20 protein-coding genes are annotated in these 17,397 nt (G+C 39.4%); 10 read left to right on the forward strand and 10 right to left on the reverse strand.

Annotated elements, in window-relative coordinates:
- The first annotated feature begins 63 nt into the window (after nt 1-63).
- Nucleotides 64-846, forward strand: a complete 783-nt coding sequence (locus J4N46_RS08745; protein WP_208058982.1) for a class I SAM-dependent methyltransferase — start codon at nt 64-66, stop codon at nt 844-846.
- Here the strand turns inward: J4N46_RS08745 and mazG are convergent.
- The 9 genes from mazG to tsaD form a co-directional block, all read right to left on the reverse strand.
- On the reverse strand, nt 815-1,600 hold the full coding sequence (gene mazG / locus J4N46_RS08750) for a nucleoside triphosphate pyrophosphohydrolase (RefSeq protein WP_208059033.1): 786 nt from the start codon (nt 1,598-1,600) through the stop codon (nt 815-817). The genes J4N46_RS08745 and mazG overlap by 32 nt on opposite strands.
- Nucleotides 1,597-2,973 (reverse strand): histidine--tRNA ligase, encoded by a 1,377-nt coding sequence (gene hisS, locus J4N46_RS08755; RefSeq protein ID WP_208058983.1) that lies wholly within the window; start codon nt 2,971-2,973, stop codon nt 1,597-1,599. The genes mazG and hisS overlap by 4 nt, the downstream gene beginning before the upstream one ends.
- An 18-nt stretch (nt 2,974-2,991) precedes the next feature.
- On the reverse strand, nt 2,992-3,369 hold the full coding sequence (locus J4N46_RS08760) for a RidA family protein (RefSeq protein WP_208058984.1): 378 nt from the start codon (nt 3,367-3,369) through the stop codon (nt 2,992-2,994).
- Between the two features lie 28 nt (nt 3,370-3,397).
- Nucleotides 3,398-5,065 (reverse strand): M23 family metallopeptidase, encoded by a 1,668-nt coding sequence (locus tag J4N46_RS08765; RefSeq protein ID WP_208058985.1) that lies wholly within the window; start codon nt 5,063-5,065, stop codon nt 3,398-3,400.
- Between the two features lie 105 nt (nt 5,066-5,170).
- Nucleotides 5,171-5,857: a metal-dependent hydrolase gene (locus tag J4N46_RS08770; protein WP_208058986.1), complete on the reverse strand. Its 687-nt coding sequence runs from the start codon at nt 5,855-5,857 to the stop codon at nt 5,171-5,173.
- 146 nt (nt 5,858-6,003) lie between these two features.
- On the reverse strand, nt 6,004-6,897 hold the full coding sequence (locus J4N46_RS08775; RefSeq protein WP_208058987.1) for a hypothetical protein: 894 nt from the start codon (nt 6,895-6,897) through the stop codon (nt 6,004-6,006).
- A 268-nt stretch (nt 6,898-7,165) separates the two neighbouring features.
- Nucleotides 7,166-7,546 (reverse strand): type II toxin-antitoxin system HicB family antitoxin, encoded by a 381-nt coding sequence (locus tag J4N46_RS08780; RefSeq protein WP_009416434.1) that lies wholly within the window; start codon nt 7,544-7,546, stop codon nt 7,166-7,168.
- A 14-nt stretch (nt 7,547-7,560) separates the two neighbouring features.
- Nucleotides 7,561-7,740: a type II toxin-antitoxin system HicA family toxin gene (locus tag J4N46_RS08785; RefSeq protein ID WP_009416435.1), complete on the reverse strand. Its 180-nt coding sequence runs from the start codon at nt 7,738-7,740 to the stop codon at nt 7,561-7,563.
- Nucleotides 7,741-8,107: 367 nt separating this feature from the next.
- Nucleotides 8,108-9,127, reverse strand: coding sequence for a tRNA (adenosine(37)-N6)-threonylcarbamoyltransferase complex transferase subunit TsaD (gene tsaD, locus J4N46_RS08790; protein ID WP_208058988.1), 1,020 nt, complete (start codon nt 9,125-9,127; stop codon nt 8,108-8,110).
- A gap of 118 nt (nt 9,128-9,245) precedes the next feature.
- Here tsaD and sucC point away from each other — a divergent pair, with 118 nt between their 5' ends.
- Together sucC and J4N46_RS08800 are read left to right on the forward strand one after the other, a co-directional pair.
- Complete coding sequence (gene sucC / locus J4N46_RS08795; RefSeq protein ID WP_009416438.1) at nt 9,246-10,439, forward strand: ADP-forming succinate--CoA ligase subunit beta; 1,194 nt, start codon at nt 9,246-9,248, stop codon at nt 10,437-10,439.
- A 155-nt stretch (nt 10,440-10,594) separates the two neighbouring features.
- A complete protein-coding gene (locus tag J4N46_RS08800) occupies nt 10,595-11,140 on the forward strand; it encodes a hypothetical protein (protein WP_208058989.1) in 546 nt (181 codons plus the stop codon).
- A gap of 227 nt (nt 11,141-11,367) precedes the next feature.
- Here J4N46_RS08800 and yaaA read toward each other — a convergent pair whose 3' ends face one another.
- On the reverse strand, nt 11,368-12,126 hold the full coding sequence (yaaA, locus tag J4N46_RS08805) for a peroxide stress protein YaaA (RefSeq protein WP_208058990.1): 759 nt from the start codon (nt 12,124-12,126) through the stop codon (nt 11,368-11,370).
- 265 nt (nt 12,127-12,391) lie between these two features.
- Here yaaA and deoC point away from each other — a divergent pair, with 265 nt between their 5' ends.
- From deoC to J4N46_RS08840, 7 genes are all read left to right on the forward strand, one after another.
- The gene (gene deoC, locus J4N46_RS08810; RefSeq protein WP_208058991.1) at nt 12,392-13,054 is read left to right on the forward strand and encodes a deoxyribose-phosphate aldolase; all 663 of its coding nucleotides are present in this window, start codon (nt 12,392-12,394) and stop codon (nt 13,052-13,054) included.
- The gene (locus tag J4N46_RS08815) at nt 13,054-13,827 is read left to right on the forward strand and encodes an exodeoxyribonuclease III (protein WP_208058992.1); all 774 of its coding nucleotides are present in this window, start codon (nt 13,054-13,056) and stop codon (nt 13,825-13,827) included. Before deoC ends, J4N46_RS08815 begins: the two co-directional genes overlap by 1 nt.
- A gap of 63 nt (nt 13,828-13,890) precedes the next feature.
- Entirely contained in the window at nt 13,891-14,157 is a 267-nt protein-coding gene (locus J4N46_RS08820; protein WP_009416444.1) for a hypothetical protein, read from the forward strand.
- Nucleotides 14,129-14,422, forward strand: a complete 294-nt coding sequence (locus J4N46_RS08825; RefSeq protein ID WP_208058993.1) for a type II toxin-antitoxin system RelE/ParE family toxin — start codon at nt 14,129-14,131, stop codon at nt 14,420-14,422. Before J4N46_RS08820 ends, J4N46_RS08825 begins: the two co-directional genes overlap by 29 nt.
- 71 nt (nt 14,423-14,493) lie before the next feature.
- Nucleotides 14,494-16,323, forward strand: a complete 1,830-nt coding sequence (locus tag J4N46_RS08830; RefSeq protein WP_208058994.1) for a glycoside hydrolase family 13 protein — start codon at nt 14,494-14,496, stop codon at nt 16,321-16,323.
- 18 nt (nt 16,324-16,341) lie between these two features.
- A complete protein-coding gene (locus J4N46_RS08835) occupies nt 16,342-16,593 on the forward strand; it encodes a hypothetical protein (RefSeq protein WP_208058995.1) in 252 nt (83 codons plus the stop codon).
- Entirely contained in the window at nt 16,574-17,386 is an 813-nt protein-coding gene (locus J4N46_RS08840) for a zeta toxin family protein (protein ID WP_208058996.1), read from the forward strand. Before J4N46_RS08835 ends, J4N46_RS08840 begins: the two co-directional genes overlap by 20 nt.
- Nucleotides 17,387-17,397: the final 11 nt, after the last annotated feature.

A 17,397-nucleotide genomic window follows, 5' to 3' on the forward strand; every position in this document is an offset into this window, starting at 1 on the left:
ATTCATATCCTCAATTCAAAAAGATTTCGTACCTTTGTGTCCTAAATATTAAATATCATCTTTATGAGTACTGAAACAACTTTAAATGAAAAACAAGGGCACTGGATACTCGCCAAATTAGGCAAACGCGTATTGCGCCCTGGTGGTCGTGTCCTTACTGAGTGGCTCGTCAAAAATTTGGATATTACTCCAAAAGACGACATCGTAGAGTTTGCCCCAGGACTCGGGTTCACCGCCAATATCGCTTGCAGTTACAAGCCTTTTAGCTATACAGGAATCGATAAAAATGAAGAAGCTGCTGCGCTGGCAAAGAAGAGTATCAAGTATGAAAGTGCTCGTGTTATCAATGCCGATGCTGCCCACACTACCCTCGCCGATGCTTCTGTCAATAAAGTTTATGGCGAAGCAATGCTCACTATGCAACCCCTTGAGCATAAGCGAGCTATCATTGCCGAAGCTTATCGTATCTTGAAAGCAGGAGGCTACTATGCCATTCACGAACTTGGGTTGCAACCTGATGAGGTTAGCGAGGCTGTCAAAAACGACCTCTTCAAAGACCTCAGTAGTAATATTAGGGTACACGCTCGCCCAATGACAGCCAAAGAGTGGAAAACACTCCTAGAAGAACAAGGCTTTAAGGTGATAAAAGAGCAACACAGTCCAATGTTGTTGTTAGAGGGCAGTCGCATATTGGAAGATGAGGGCTTTTTCCGAACCCTCAAATTCCTGTTTAATTTGTTGCGTTTCCCCGATTTGCGCAAGCGAGTGCAAAAGATGAAGCAATCTTTCCGCAAGCATCAGCAAAACCTCGATGCTATTGCTTTGGTGGCTCAAAAACCCCTTTAGCCTCTTGCCAATAGCTTTCCATTTCGGCTAAAGTCATATCCCGCAACGATTTGCCCCTTTCGGCAGCCTTGCGCTCTAAGTACTGAAAGCGCGTAATAAACTTTTTGTTTGTACGCTCTAAGGCATCTTCAGGATTCACTTTTAAAAAACGAGCATAGTTTATTAGGCTAAAAAGCACATCGCCAAATTCTGCTTCTATGGCGGTGTGCTTTTGTGCTTTTACTTCCGCGTGAAGTTCGTCTATCTCTTCCTTTATTTTAGCAAATACATCGTCTATATTCTCCCAATCAAAGCCTACACCTGCCGCTTTATCTTGTATCCTACTTGCTTTTACAAGAGCAGGCAAACTCTGGGGCACTCCGCCCAGCACACTTTTGTTACCTTCTTGTAGCTTTATTTTTTCCCAATTGCGTTTTACATCTTCTTCGTTGGCTACCTTCACATTGCCATAGATGTGGGGGTGGCGTACTATGAGTTTGTCGCACACGCCATTAGCTACATCCGCAATGTCAAAATCACCTGTTTCACTGCCTATTTTCGCATAGAAAACAATGTGCAATAGCAGGTCACCCAGCTCCTTTTTCACTTCTTGTAAGTCGTTGTTCAAGATAGCATCGCCCAATTCGTAAGTTTCTTCTATAGTAAGGTGGCGCAGACTTTCCATCGTTTGCTTTTTATCCCACGGACATTTCGCGCGCAGGTCGTCCATAATGTCTAAAAGCCTGCCAAAAGCTGCCAATTGTTTTTCTCTCATTGCCATACTATTGTGTTTACTTCACTTGTTTTGTAAACTTCTTGAGTGCCACTTAGCATATTTTTCAGTACAAAAGTGCCGTTTTGCAATTCGCTTTCACCTATAATGATTACAAAAGGAATCTGATTTTTGTTAGCGTATTCCATTTGCTTTTTAATTTTTGCAGCATCAGGGTAAAGAGCTGCTCTTTTGCCCTGTTGGCGCAATTGTTGCAATAGCTGTGTGCATTGCAAGGCTTCGGCATCGCCAAAGTTTAAGCATAATATTTCCAACCCATTGTTGATAGTTTCAGGAAAGAGGTTTAACTCGTCCATTACCAAGCCTATGCGGTCTAAACCAAACGAAACTCCAATGCCGCTCACACCCTTTAGTCCAAAGATACTTGTGAGGTCGTCATACCTGCCACCGCCGCCAATAGAGCCCATTTGCACCCCTTCTGGCGCTGCAATTTCAAAAATAGCTCCTGTATAGTAATTTAGCCCTCTCGCCAAGGTAACATCAAGGTCTATCAATGCCGTTTGTAGCGGAAGATGCTTAAGCTGTTGCTCTACAAACGAGAGCTCTTCTACCCCTTTTAGACCCGTTTCCGAGCTAGACAACATAGCTTTTAACACTTCCAATTTTTTAGCAAACGAACCTTCCAAGCTAAAAATAGGCTTTACCTTTTCAATAGCTTCAGTACCAATGCCTTTAGCGAGCATTTCAGCAATAACGCCCTCTTTGCCTATTTTGTCCAGTTTGTCTAAGGCAACAGTAAAATCTATTAGTTTATCTTGTTCGCCTATCATTTCAGCAAAACCACTCAATATTTTGCGATTGTTTATCTTGATAGTTACCCCTTTTAGGTTTAATGCAGTAAATACGCAATCGTACAGCTGTATAAACTCTATTTCTTGCCATAAGCTGTGCGAGCCTACCACATCGGCATCACACTGGTAAAACTCTCTAAATCGCCCTTTTTGTGGTCGGTCAGCACGCCATACAGGTTGTATTTGGTAGCGTTTAAATGGAAAAGTAAGTTCGTTTTGATGTTGCACTACATAGCGTGCAAAAGGTACCGTAAGGTCATAACGCAACGCCTTTTCCGAAAGTTGCGGCGTAAGGCGTTGCGCATTTTTAGCTTCCCAATCTTCAGATTTTACCCCTTGTGTGAAATCTCCCGAATTGAGTATTTTAAAGATAAGACGATCACCCTCTTCGCCGTATTTTCCCATCAGGGTATCGTAATTTTCAAAACTTGGGGTCTCTATAGGTTGAAAACCAAAAGTAGTGAAAGCATTCTTTATAGTATTGATGATAAAATTACGTTTAGCTACTTCGTTGGGCGAAAAATCTCTTGTCCCCTTGGGGATACTTGGTTTTTGTACTGCCATTACAATTGTTTTTGAAGTTTACAATACCGCTATACACGAAATCTCTACCTCCACAGCCTTAGGCAATTGCGCTACTTGCACCGTTTCGCGTGCAGGTGCCGTAGCTTCGTCAAAATAACGCGCATATACAGCATTTACTTGTGCAAACTGACCCATATCAGCCAAAAAAATAGTCGTTTTTACTACATTTTCAAAACTCGCACCTGCCTCGCTAAGGATAGCCTTTAGATTTTCCATCACTTGCTCGGTAGCGGCTTCTATCCCTTTTACGACTTCGCCTGTGGCTGGGTTTACGGGTATTTGTCCCGATACGTAAAGAGTGTTACCAGCAACTACAGCTTGGGTATAAGGACCTATAGGGGCTGGTGCATTGGGGGTAAAAATAATCTTTTTCATTTCTGTATATTTTTAGTTATTTATTGAATTATCTTGTAAAAGTCGCTTTTAGAGTGCCTACATTGCCTGCTTTGTCAAAGGCTTTTACTTCCAAATCGTAGCTATTACTGTCAGAAGGGGTAATATCGGCAAAATTGAAATTCAAGGTGTGGTTTTTAGGCTCATATTCAAACAGAATCCACTGTCCGTTTAGAGTTGCCGAACAATGAGAAAAGCCGCTGAGGTTATCGCTTACACTCAGTTTCAGCACATCGGCTTTTACAATGCCTTTGTTCTTAAAGTTAAGTGCTTTTACTACAGGAGGCGTTTCGTCTTTGCGAAGCGAAAACCGTCCTAAGCCACGCACACGTGCCGTAAAAAAGCCGTCTTTATACACCGTAGGCTCAAAGCTCCCCCCACGTGATATGTATACCCTGTTCACCTCGTCATCTTTGTACTTCGTATTCTTGATGCTCAGCGTGTAAAATTTGTGTATGGGCGTTTTATAGTCGCCTATTTGCACCGATTCACCTTCGCCACTAAGGCTAATTTTGATGTTTTCGTAGAAAGTGTTTTCAGGGAAATACACATTGCCATTAGGCAGTTCGTAATAGTTGTCTCTGCTAGCGATAATTTCAGTATTACCTTTGTCTTCTAGGCGTGGAGTTTTTAGTTCAGCACGCGCCCCTTCAATAGGAATATTGATGCGAGTAGCATTGCCCTTAAAATCCTCCACTATCACTGTAACTGTGTATTGTTGCCCTTCAGCGATAGTAAGGTAACCATTGTTAGGGTTCAGTACAGGGTAAATTTCCAGTTTGTTACCTGGTGTTTTGTACAACAGCTGCACAAAGCCTTTATGATCTATATAGTGAGGATAATCCACTAATACATTGATGTAGCGAGTATCGTCAAAATTTACTTTGTCAAAAGCAGATACTAATTGGGTTTCACCATTCAGCTGTAAGGTTGCTTTGTAAATCCCGTTTTTGTGAGCAGTGCCGTCTTGCCTGTCATAAGCACTAAAGCCAAAACCTATAGTGCCAATAGCCGAAATTTTATCGGCAAGGTAAGTACCATCAGGCTGTTTGGTTTTGTGAATTTGGCGTGGCAATTGGGTTTCCTCCACTTGTGCATCTTCGCTAAGCGAGTAAGCAAATAGTTGTGTAACCTCTGGCGGAGTGGTATCTTCAATGTCGTTAAAGCCAAAAAGCAACGGATTCCAGCCGTTATTGCTCGTATCGCGCACCTCAAAATGCAAGTGCGGACCTTGGCTGCCTCCTGTATTGCCACTCACCGCTACCCAATCGCCTTTCTTTACTACAAACATATCTTCCGTTGGGATAATGTCTATGTCGTAACTTTGTTTTTCGTATTGCTTTTTCTTTACAAAAGCCTCTATTTCAGGGGCGTACTTTTGCAAATGATTATAGGTAGTTACATAACCATTGGCGTGAGTAATGTAAAGCGTTTTCCCATAACCATACGGACTTACCTTTATCCGCGAGATATAGCCATCTTGCGCAGCCAACACCTCCAAGCCCTCTTTCCCTAAAGTCTTAAAGTCCAATCCCCCGTGAAAATGATTCGGACGCAATTCTGCAAAGTTCCCAGCCAATAGCGGAGGCGTATTCAGCGGCATAGCAGGCTGAAACGCTTGCCCCATTGCCATACAAGTAACAAGTGATAAGAGTATAATGATGAGTTTTTTATTCATTCTATTATGAGTTATTAATCTTTAATTGTTACTCCATAATCCGTAGTTTTAGTTGTTAGTCCATAGTTTTTAATCGTTAGCCTGCAACTTGCTAACGACCAACCACTATATAACATTAATTGTTTCTCCTATCGCAGGGAGGTGTAAGCGCCGATGGTCATCTTTAAATTTTCGTACCGCAGCTTCCGTGTCTATAGTAATAACAGGGAAAGTGTTGTAATGCACCCCCAGCACGTTGTTAGTTTCTACAAAGCGAGCCGCAGTAAGAGCATCGCGCACCCCCATAGTATAGTTATTACCTATAGGGAAGATACCCAAATCGATGCGGTATTGGTGCGGGATAATCTTCATATCGTAGTGCAAAGCCGTATCCCCCGATATATAGATAGTTTGGTCGTTGTAAATCACTAAAAATCCCGCAGGGTTACCGCCATAGGTGCCATCAGGAAATGAAGACGAGTGTTCAGCTTTTATCATTTTTATCTTTACAGTACCGTCTTCAAAGCGGTGCGACCCCCCGATGTTCATATCGTGCCCATCAAGCCCCAAGTTGCGAAAGTATTGTAGTATTTCAGGGTTACTAATCAGCTGAGCCCCTGTACGTTTCGCAATAGCCTCCACATCAGCAATGTGGTCGCCGTGAGCGTGAGTAATAAGAATATAATCTGCTGGAACAGAGTTGATGTCAATGTGTTTTGCTAAAGGGTTAGCCGAAATAAAAGGGTCTACCAAAAAGTATTTACCATTAATTTCAATATTCACGCAAGCGTGTCCTAAATAAGTTACTTTCATAATTAAAATATTTTTGGCAAAGGTAAGAAATAATGTTTAATAAGCAATGTTTAATAAATAATTTAGTACGCGCCAATTCCACCCGCAGACATAAAAAAGCCCCTCCGCTTAGGAGAGGCTTCTATAGTTCGCTTTGATACCAACCACTAATATTCAAATTCTCTAATACTTTCTAATTTTCGCTCGTCATCACCCTCTTTTATATATTTTTTTATCTCTATAGGGCGACCTGACGCATCATAGCGGTATTCAAAAGTTGTTACCTCCACCTTTGGTGTCATTTGGTTTGTTTTAGTAATCTTTGTAATGTTATTTTTAGAGAACTCCACATCAAATATTTTATATACATTTGTTCCCACCAATTTATCTAGTTCATATGCAGGGTTAGGGTGATTGTCATACTCACATACTATAGAATTTTCATTGTCTATGATTTTCAGTATATTATCATTGACAATAGTGTAAATTGTTGTTTTGCTATCCACCCCGTAGCTATTTATTATCACCCCATTCTTATCTTTAGTATAAGAGCTCATTACTTGGGTTACAGTGTTGCCATCATAAGTGTATTGTGCCTCTATATGGCTTGTGCCGCTTTGCACATCTCCATTTACAGATACTGTTTCCGAGTGAGTAGCTAATACATTAGTAAGCCGATTACCCTCATAGGTACATTGGATAGTATGGATATCACCCATCTCATTTTCGGTTACTGTAGAAATCTTTCCATTTTCGTAGTAGTATTTCAATTCATTTTCAGCTGCTTTTACTTCTTTTATAAGGTTACCTTCGTAGCTGTAAACAACCTTAGTGGTACCTGTTTGTACACCATTATTGTATTCAGTAATGGCAATTTCAGTAAGCAAATTCCTTGTATAGGTATATGAGCGAACTTCTTTTATATTACCATCTTTGTTTTTATCAATCAGTTTCTTTGGCAAGTTTGGGTTTTGAGGAATGTTATTAGGTGTGTCCTCATTTTTGTTACAACCTACCAAAAAAGTAGCTGCGGCTAAAAAGCCAAGTAAAATCTTTTTCATATGTTATTTTTTAATTTGCTGCAAATATAATACTCTTTTTTGTTTTCCGTTGTTAAATAAAAGTTAAGATAAAAAAGCCCCCCCGCTTGGAAGAGGCTTGTATAGTTCGCTTTTTAAGTGCCTGTTTTACTGCTTGTGTAAAAGGACACTATAAACAAAATGCCTTTGCATTTTTACGCTGCAAAAGTACTATATTTTTTTTAATCTACCAAAGAAATTTTAGTTTTTAAATTCAAAAAAACATCAAAGACTTTTATTGAGAGCTTTTTTATAATTGTATACTAAGCAATTCAGCACCTAATTTATGTAGTCCTTCTTGTATTTTTTGACGTTGAGCAGCACGTGGTTTTTTTAGCCCTACGGCGTATTGGTGAATAAGTTTCTGATTGATACCTGTAAGTCGCTCAAAAGCAGGATTGCTTATTACACCTTTAAAATATTGCAAAACACTTTCAGTGTCGTATTTATAAGTAAGGATATAGTCAGTATAAGGAAAATTACCAAGTTCTTTTTGTAGGGCAATTACTTCCAAAATACCATCTTTAGCCTCTTGTACAGTCTTGCCTCCAGCACTTATGCCCTCTATATTATCAGCATAAGCCCAATAAAAATCACTACTACGTTCTATAATAATGGTAATATTTTTCATATGATATAATGTTTTTAGGATAAATCCATTTCTTTTTTTACTTTTTTCTCAAGCCCTTTCCCTACCTCTTTGCTTCCGTGATAAGGAACAGGATATGTTTTATCATTTTTCTGATAGATATAATGGCTACCAGCTACTCGTATCAGTATCCAACCATTTTCAATGATAAGCCGGTGTAACTCACTTGACTTCATATAGTTTTACTTAGTTTTCATAATGCAAAGGTATATAATTATATACTTATAAACAAATTTTTCTGCAAAAATATTTTTACACAATCTCCTGCTATTACAATCTAAATCATAAAAATCTCTGCTCACCACACATCACCCACCAATACAAAAAAGCCTCTCCGCTTGGAAGAGGCTTGTGTAGTTCGCTTTTTAAGTGCCTGTTTTACTGCTTGTGTAAAAGGGCAACTATAAACAAAATGCCTTTGCATTTTTACGCTGCAAAAGTACTATATTTTTTTAACCTACCAAAGAAATTTTAGTTTTATTTTTAATTGCCAATTCCAGCCATACTACCAATTCAAAATTCAAAATTCATAATTCTTCCCCACTACCTGCCTAATGACAAACGCGCTTGTGCGGTAACTTCCTGCCCTACAAACTGCTCTTGTAAGTATTTGTAATAACCTACAATGCCTATCATAGCAGCGTTGTCGGTACAATACTGAAATTTAGGTATATAAGTATGCCATCCATATTGCGCCCCTAAGGCTTGCAGTGCGTTGCGAATCCCTGTGTTGGCAGAGACCCCACCCCCTATAGCTATATGCTTGATGCCCGTTTCTTTAGCCGCTCGTTTTAGTTTTTTCATCAGTATCTCTATAATAGTGTGTTGCACCGAAGCACAAATATCAGCAAGATTTTCAGCAATGAAATTAGGGTTCTGCTCAGTTTGCTTCTGAATAAAATATAAAATAGAAGTCTTAAGCCCCGAAAAACTAAAATTGAGTGCAGGAATATTAGGTTTGCCAAAAGAGTAAGCAGTAGGGTTGCCCTCTTGGGCATATTTATCAATAAGCGGGCCTCCAGGGTAGGGCAGCCCAAGTATTTTAGCAGTCTTGTCAAAAGCCTCGCCCACAGCATCGTCCAAAGTTTCACCCAATACCCGAAAATCAAAAAAACTATTCACCTGCACAATCTGCGTATGTCCGCCGCTGATAGTCATAGCAAGAAAAGGGAAAGAAGGCTTAGGCTGCCCTTCGTCAATAAAGTGCGCCAAGATGTGTGCCTGCATATGATTCACCTCAATAAGTGGAATGCCCAGCCCCATAGCCATTGCCTTAGCAAATGAAGTACCCACTAATAACGACCCCAATAAACCAGGACCCCGTGTAAAAGCTACTGCTGAAAGTTCGCTTTTGTTGATGCCCGCTTTTTGTAAAGCCGTTGCCACTACAGGCACTATATTTTGTAAATGAGCACGCGAGGCAAGCTCCGGAACCACCCCCCCGTATTGCTGATGTACAGCTTGATTGGCTACTTCGTTAGAAAGCACTTTATCATTGCAAAGTACTGATGCTGAGGTATCATCACAAGAAGATTCGATAGCCAAAATATAAACTTTTTCCATTATTTATCTAATTGAGCCGCAAAGGTATAAAAAAATATTTTCTTTTTTTTACTAAAAAAATTTTTATATTCCGAAAATGTTCTTATCTTTGTGCGAAAGTTCTAAAATTAATCAACGTATGAATTTACACGAATATCAAGGAAAAGAAATCCTATCGAGTTTTGGAGTACGCGTACAACGTGGTATTGTAGCGCAAAATCCTGCTGAAGCTGTAGAGGCAGCAAAACAGCTTACTGAGCAAACGGGCACACAGTGGTATGTGGTAAAAGCGCAAATACACGCTGGAGGTCGAGGTAAAGGAGGCGGAGTAAAATTAGCTAAAGGGCTGAAAGACGTAGAACCTTTGGCTAATAACATCATCGGAATGATGCTCGTAACTCCTCAAACACCTCCTACAGGTAAAAAAGTGCACCAAGTGCTTATTGCCGAAGATGTCTATTACCCTGGCGAAAGCGAACCTTCAGAGTTCTATATGTCGGTATTGCTAAACCGAGCTACTGGTAAGAATATGATAATGTATTCTACCGAAGGTGGTATGGATATAGAAGCTGTAGCCGAAAAAACACCTCACCTTATCTTTACTGAAGAAATAGACCCCGCAGTAGGCTTGCTTCCTTTCCAAGCACGACAAGTAGCATTCAATTTGGGACTTACAGGCGAAGCTCAAAAAGAGATGGTCAAATTCGTTACTGCGCTTTACAAAGCTTATGTGTCGGCAGACGCTAGTCTGTTCGAAATCAACCCCGTACTAAAAACTTCCGATAACAAAATTCTTGCAGTAGATGCTAAAGTAGTACTTGACGATAACTCTCTCTATCGCCACCCCGAATATGCAGCTTACCGAGACCTCCGCGAAGAAAACCCTATAGAAGTAGAAGCTAAAGCCGCCGGACTTAACTATGTGGCTCTTGATGGTAACGTAGGCTGTATGGTAAATGGTGCTGGCTTGGCAATGGCTACAATGGACTTGATTAAGCAGGCAGGTGGCGCCCCTGCAAACTTCCTCGATGTAGGTGGAACTGCCGATGCTAAACGTGTAGAAACTGCCTTCCGCATCATCTTAAAAGACCCTAATGTAAAGGCTATTTTGGTGAATATCTTCGGCGGTATTGTACGTTGCGACCGTGTAGCTCAAGGTATTGTAGATGCCTACAAAAATATGGGTGACGAAATAAAAGTGCCTATTATCGTGCGTTTGCAAGGTACTAATGCCGAAATAGCTAAAGAATTAATTGATAATTCAGGCTTAGCGGTACATTCAGCTATCTTATTCCAAGAAGCTGCCGATAAGGTAAAAGAAGTATTATCATAAAGAAGTTTTTTTCATATACACAAATTTGATTGTAACTTTGCCAAAGGTTTATAAGATATTATCTTAGCCTTTGGCAAAATTTTTTATTGATAGTGTTTTTTTTTTACAATTAAGTTATATCTTTGCGCCTTAAAAATAATAAATAATTAAAAACTATGAAAAAAGTATTTTTAGCAGTATTTGCCTTGCTATTTACTCATTTAGCTTTGGCACAAAAAGGGATTTACCACAACGATAACCTTTCTTTTGGAAGTAACTTTGTGAGTGGTGAAAAAGCGATGAGCCAAATCAATTTAGATATTGGGATGGGTTATAGCTTTTCCGAGAAATTCCGCTTAGGACTTATCTTAGAGCTGGGCTTCTCTTCCTTCCGCGATGAGCTTCTCAACAAAGCCCAAACTATCACTTCGGGCATAGGGCTTAGTGGCAGCTTTAGATTCTATACAAACGAAAAAATTAGCCTGCGTTCCGAAACTCATTTTGTAATGGGTTCTCCCACCCGTGAGCGTTATTCCGACTGGTTTTTTATGCGCTGCGGTACCGAAGTGCAACTTTTCTCCTCATTATCTATTCTAGATACACACCCTTATATAGCATTAGGAACTAAAGTTATCGGCGCAGTTTACGAAAAGAATAACATAACGATAGAACGCACCTACCTACAGCCCTACCTTTCAATAGGAATTATAAGGAACTTCTAAAATACAGCACACAACGATTTTTTTTACATACACTTTGGCAAAGGATCATATAACTACCTTATAAAGAGGCTGTCCAAAAAGTCTTTAATAGTACAACTTCGGCATCTCCCCCCCCTTTTGAAGGGGGGAAGGGGGGATGTTAATAATCAATTAGTTACAAAAATATTCTATTTATTAATAAGCTTGTTTTAAACTAAAGCAAAATATTTTAGATAGCCTCTATATAACTACCTTATAAACACCAATTTATACCCCTCAGATAAATGCGCTGCATACGTATACCCATCAGCATCAAACCCCTTGAGGTCATCTATTGAAGTAATTTCGTTTTCAGCCAAATAGCGCAACATCCGTCCCCTCGCTTTTTTAGCATAAAAACTCACCACCTTCAGCACATCGCCCTTGTAATCTTTGAATATAGGCGTAACAACAGGCACTTTCAGCAGCGAACTGTCAATCACCTTAAAATATTCCTCACTCGCCAAGTTGATAAAAAGCTCATTAGGTACTAATTCTTCATTCAGGGCTTGTGTAATTTTATTTTTCCAGAAAGTGTATAAGTCAGCATACTCCCCAACAGCCAATTTAATCCCCATTTCCAACCGATAAGGCGCAATAAGGTCTAAAGGCTTCAGCATACCATAAAGCCCCGAGAGTATCCGCAAGCAACCCTGCAATTTCTCAATATGTTTCTCCGAAAGCGTAGCCGCCTGCAGCCCATCATACACATCGCCATCGTAAGCAAAAAGAGCAGGACGCGCATTTTCAGGCGTAAACGGCATTACAAACGATTGGTTGCGTTGCCAATTTAGGTCAGCCAGTTTAGGCGAAATATGCATCAAAGCCGATAGCGCTTGTGGCGATAGCGGCTTTAGCGAAGAATGCACCTCAGAAATTTCTTGCTGAAAAAGAGGCAACGAATAGCGTTTTGTAGGGACTATCCCTTCAAAATTCATAGTTTTAGCTGGCGAAAGTACAATTTTCATAACAATATTTAATAAACAATAAACTACAACTCATCCCATTCCCCCAATCCACATCGCCCAATTCATAATTCAAAATTCAAAATTCAAAATTGTTCCCCACCGAACCTTCAGCGAAGGATGAGCGAAGGATGAGCGAAGGTTGAGCGAATAATAAAAGCCCGTGCGGCTCGCACCCATAAGATTAAAAATTTTGCGCAAATATAAAAAAAGTCTTATATTTGCACAAATATTTATATTTTTAAAAGTTGATAAAAAACAACAATATATGAAACTAAACAAACTTATAGATCACACACTTTTGAAAACTACAGCTACCATTGCTGAAATTGAAACCCTTTGCCAAGAAGCCATAACCTACGACTTCTATTCAGTGTGTGTAAATAGTGGCTATGTAGCTACTGCAAAGAATTTTTTAACAGGTACAAATGTCAAAGTCTGCAGCGTAGTAGGTTTCCCCTTAGGAGCAATGGCTGCTGAAGCTAAATACTTTGAAACAAATCAAGCAATAGCCGATGGAGCAGACGAAATTGATATGGTACTAAACGTAGGGCTACTCAAGTCAGGCAAAGTCGATAAAGTATTAGAAGAAATAAAAACACTTAAAAACATCGTTGGCGAGAATCGCGTGCTAAAAGTAATTTTAGAAACCTGCTATCTTACCGATGATGAAAAACGATTGGCTTGCCGCTTAGCGCTCGAGGCACAAGCCGATTTTGTGAAAACCTCTACAGGCTTTGGCTCAGCAGGAGCCACCCTCGCCGATGTAGCTCTTATGAAAGAATGCGTACAGCACAAGGCAAAAGTAAAAGCCTCTGGCGGTATACGCGATTACCAAACAGCTATGCAGTACGTAAATCTGGGAGTAGAACGCATAGGAACTTCCAATGGTATTGCGATTTTTAAAGGAGAAAAAGGAACAGGTTACTAATGAAAATTATCAGTTATAATGTAAATGGCATCAGGGCAGCCCTCACCAAAGGCTTCGCCCAATGGTTGCAATCAGCCAACCCCGATGTGTTATGCCTACAAGAAATAAAAGCCATAGAGGCACAAATACCCACCGAAGTATTTGCCCAATTAGGCTACACCCACCAATATTATCACAGCGCCGAAAAAAAAGGCTATAGTGGGGTAGCAATTCTTTCAAAAATAGCACCCAAACACGTAGAAGTAGGTACCGGAATTGACTATATGGACAAAGAAGGACGTGTGCTCCGTGCCGATTTTGAAGATGTTTCAGTAATGAGCCTATACCTGCCTTCAGGCACCAACCCCGATAGGTTAGATTTTAAGCTCACTTTTATGGACGATTTTCAGAAATATATCGATGAGCTAAAAAAGAAAGTACCCAATTTAGTAATCTGCGGCGATTACAACATCTGTCACCAAGCAATTGATATCCACGACCCCGTACGCAATGCCACTGTATCAGGGTTTTTGCCCGTAGAGCGAGCGTGGATTGATACCTTTATGAAAAGCGGTTTTATAGATAGTTTTCGTTATTTTCACAAAGAGCCCCATCAATATTCGTGGTGGAGCTATAGAGCTAATGCGCGCAACAACAATAAAGGCTGGCGAATCGACTATCATTTAGTAGCCACCCCCTTAGAAAATCGTATGACTCGCGCCCTCATTTTGCCCGAAGCCCACCACAGCGACCATTGCCCTATACTGCTCGAAATCACCGATAAAAAAGCGTAGTAATTTATAATATAGCACTCATTTGAAAAAAAATAACTATCTTTGCCCAAAATATATAGAGGTATGCAAACAGGAGTTATAAGATTTCAATCAGAAGTAAGTGTTTTAGATTTTCCTATTATCAAAACAATATTAGAGAAGTTTAAAGCACATACAGAGATCATAGAAGAAAAAAACTATGATTTTTATGATGATTTGTCAGTAGAGGATATAGCAAGATTAGAAAAATCAATAGCACAAGCCCAAAAAGGAATGCTAATAGATAGTGAGGAGGTTTTTAGAGAAGCAAGACAGCGGATATATGAAAACAAAATGGACAATAAACGCTAAATTGGCACTATTCAATACTCTTGATTATTGGACAGAACGTAATGATTCTGAAACCTATTCTAATAAAATTATTGTAGAGACAGAAAAAGCTTTGAAAGAAATACAAGAGAATCCTTACCAAAAAAATTATTATAGTGAGAAAATAAATTTATATCTTAAAATCTTTTTTAAAGGTAAGTTTGCTCTTTATTATAGGATTATAGAGGAAGAAACTACTATTTGGATTATTGATTTTAGAAGTACTAAGCAAAAACCTTTATTTTAAAACCAACAAAGCCTGCCTTGTAATGATTAAGGTAGGCTTTTATTATCAAATTGCAATTTATCTATTTAATAATGAAATATATCATTATCCTTATGGGACTATTTACTTTTTTTAATACACACGCTCAAATAGAGCGCGTAGAACCGCCGTTTTGGTGGGAAGGAATGCAATACGCTGAGGTGCAAGTATTGCTCTATGGCAAAAATATAGCGCAATACCGCGTAGAAAGTGATTTGCCTATCATCAATGTATTGAAAACTGAAAACCCTAATTATCTGTTTGTTACTGTAGATACCAAAACTAAAAAAGCTGGTAATTACCATATTTCTCTTTTTGATAAAAAGAAGCAAGTAACCTCAGTAACTTACCCGCTGAAGAGCAGGCGCGAGGGCTCTGCCCTCCGTAAAGGCTTCGATAGCTCTGATATGATTTACTTGCTGATGCCCGATCGTTTTGCTAATGGTAATCCCGATAACAATTCGCATTTGGCTCTTGTTGATAAACTGAACCGAGAGGCTTCTGACGGCAGACATGGGGGTGATATTCAAGGGATTATCAACTATCTGGACTATATACAATCCTTAGGGGCTACGGCTATATGGCATACGCCCTTATGTGAGGATAACGAACTGCAACATTCGTATCACACTTATGCCCAAACTGATGTCTATAAAATAGACCCTCGCTATGGTACGAATGAGGAATATATACAGCTATCAGCGGCTTTGCACAAGCGGGGAATGAAGCTCATTAAAGATTATGTAACGAACCACTGGGGCAGTCAGCATTGGATGGTGAAAGACTTGCCTTGCTACGATTGGTTGCATCAGTTCCCAGGGTACGGGCAGAGTACTTTCCGTATGAGTACCCAAATGGATAGCAATGCTTCCGAATGGGATAAAAAATACTGCGAAAAAGGCTGGTTTGCCCCCTCTATGCCCGACCTAAACCAAGCCAATCCTTTGGTGCTTAACTACCTCACCCAGAATGCTATCTGGTGGATAGAATACGCCGACCTTGATGGACTGCGCGTAGATACCTATTCATACAACGACAAAGAGGGCATCGCTAAATGGACAAAAGCGATTATGAATGAGTATCCTTACTTTAATATTATGGGCGAGGTATGGCTCAACCAAAGTGCTCAGGTGTCGTATTGGCAAAAAGACAGCCCTATAAGTGCGATACAGAGCTACAATACTTATCTGCCTACTGTGATGGATTTTCCGCTTTTTAATGCGATAGGCGAAGCATTTCGCTCAGCTCCTTCGTGGGATAAGGGTATGATACAGTTGTATGACAATTTTACAAATGATTTTCTCTATAAAGATATTAATAATATACTTATATTTGCTGAAAACCACGATACCGCACGTGTCAATCAAGTATATCCTAAAATAGCCGATTACAAGCTCACTATCACCCTTTTGGCTACGGCACGCGGTATTCCGCAATTGTACTACGGCAGCGAGATAGGTATGGCAGGCGATAAGAGCAAAGGCGATGGCGACATACGACAAGATTTTCCAGGGGGTTGGCAAGGAGATACTCAAAATGCTTTCTCTGCCGCTGGGCGTACGACTATCCAAAATGAGTATTACGATTTTACCGCTCAGCTTTTCAATTGGCGTAAGGATAAGGCAGTGATTCACTATGGTAAAACTAAGCAATATTTGCCTGAAAACGAAGTGTATGTTTATTTTCGCTACAACGATACTGAGACGGTAATGGTAGTGCTCAACAACAGCGAAAAGCCGCAAACACTACAGCTGAACCGCTTTGCAGAGAGTTTGGCGGGATTTTTGAAGGGTAAAGAGATAATATCAGGAAAAGAAATAGTTTTAGGAGATACTTTGCAAATAGCAGGGAAGACAAGCTTTATTATAGTGATGAATAAGTAATTAAAAAGAGAATGAACTATGAAAGAACCCATTAGTTTAGATACAGCTCTACAAATTGTAGGGTCATTGAAAGTAAGAACTATTAAACAAATAGATGAAACTAATAACGCTGAAGAAAAGGAGTTATTAAATCAAAAAATAGCAATGTATTTACAAGAAGAAAAAATGCTATATGGTATAAATGATATGGCACGACTTTCTGTTATGGATAAAGTAGTGCATTATTATAGTCCGTTAATAAAAGAAATGAATGGATTTAGAAAAAGTTAAAAGTATTTATCTCAATAAAAAGGATAAATTAATTAAAGGAATAGTTTCGCAAGAAAAGCCGATAGCCTTTATATTAGGGGGACAGCCTGCTTCGGGAAAGAGTGGATTGGCAAAAGCTATTTTACGACAGTTCCCTGATAAGGATTTCCTTTTTGTAAATGGGGATATTTATAGGGAGTTTCACCCTGAAGCAGATGAACTTATAAAATATACTGAGAGATATTCGGTTGAAACACAAATATTCTCTAACTTTTTCACAGAGGCTCTCATACAAGAGGCTATAACCTATAAATACAATATTATTGTAGAAGGTACTATGCGCAATCCAGAAGTACCCTTGCGTACTGCATTGGCATTTAGAGAAAATGGTTTTGACACCGAAGCCTTTGCAATAGCAGCACCTGCTCTTTTTACAGAATTAGGTTTTTATTTGCGTTATCAGGAGGAAATTGATTTTCAAGGATATGGGAGATTAGCAGACAAAAGTTCGCACGACAAAGCGGTAGAAGGGCTACTCTGTTCACTAGACCGTTTATATACTGAAAAAGCAGTTAATAAAATACATCTTTACAGCTATCAGGCTGAAAAACATTTAGTTACTTTTACATTGAATAAAGAAGAATGGGATGTAAATATTCTACCTTCGGTAGAAGTTATAAATGCAAGAGAAAAACAATATCAGGATAAGGCACTTCGTTTACAATTGATAGAACGAACTAATATGGCTATACCACGAATGATACCCTCTATAAAAGCTATAGTAGAAATATTAGTTCAACAGATAAAAAACTAAAAAAACAAAAA

This window comes from Capnocytophaga bilenii (genome assembly GCF_017565765.1).
Lineage (GTDB): Bacteria > Bacteroidota > Bacteroidia > Flavobacteriales > Flavobacteriaceae > Capnocytophaga > Capnocytophaga bilenii.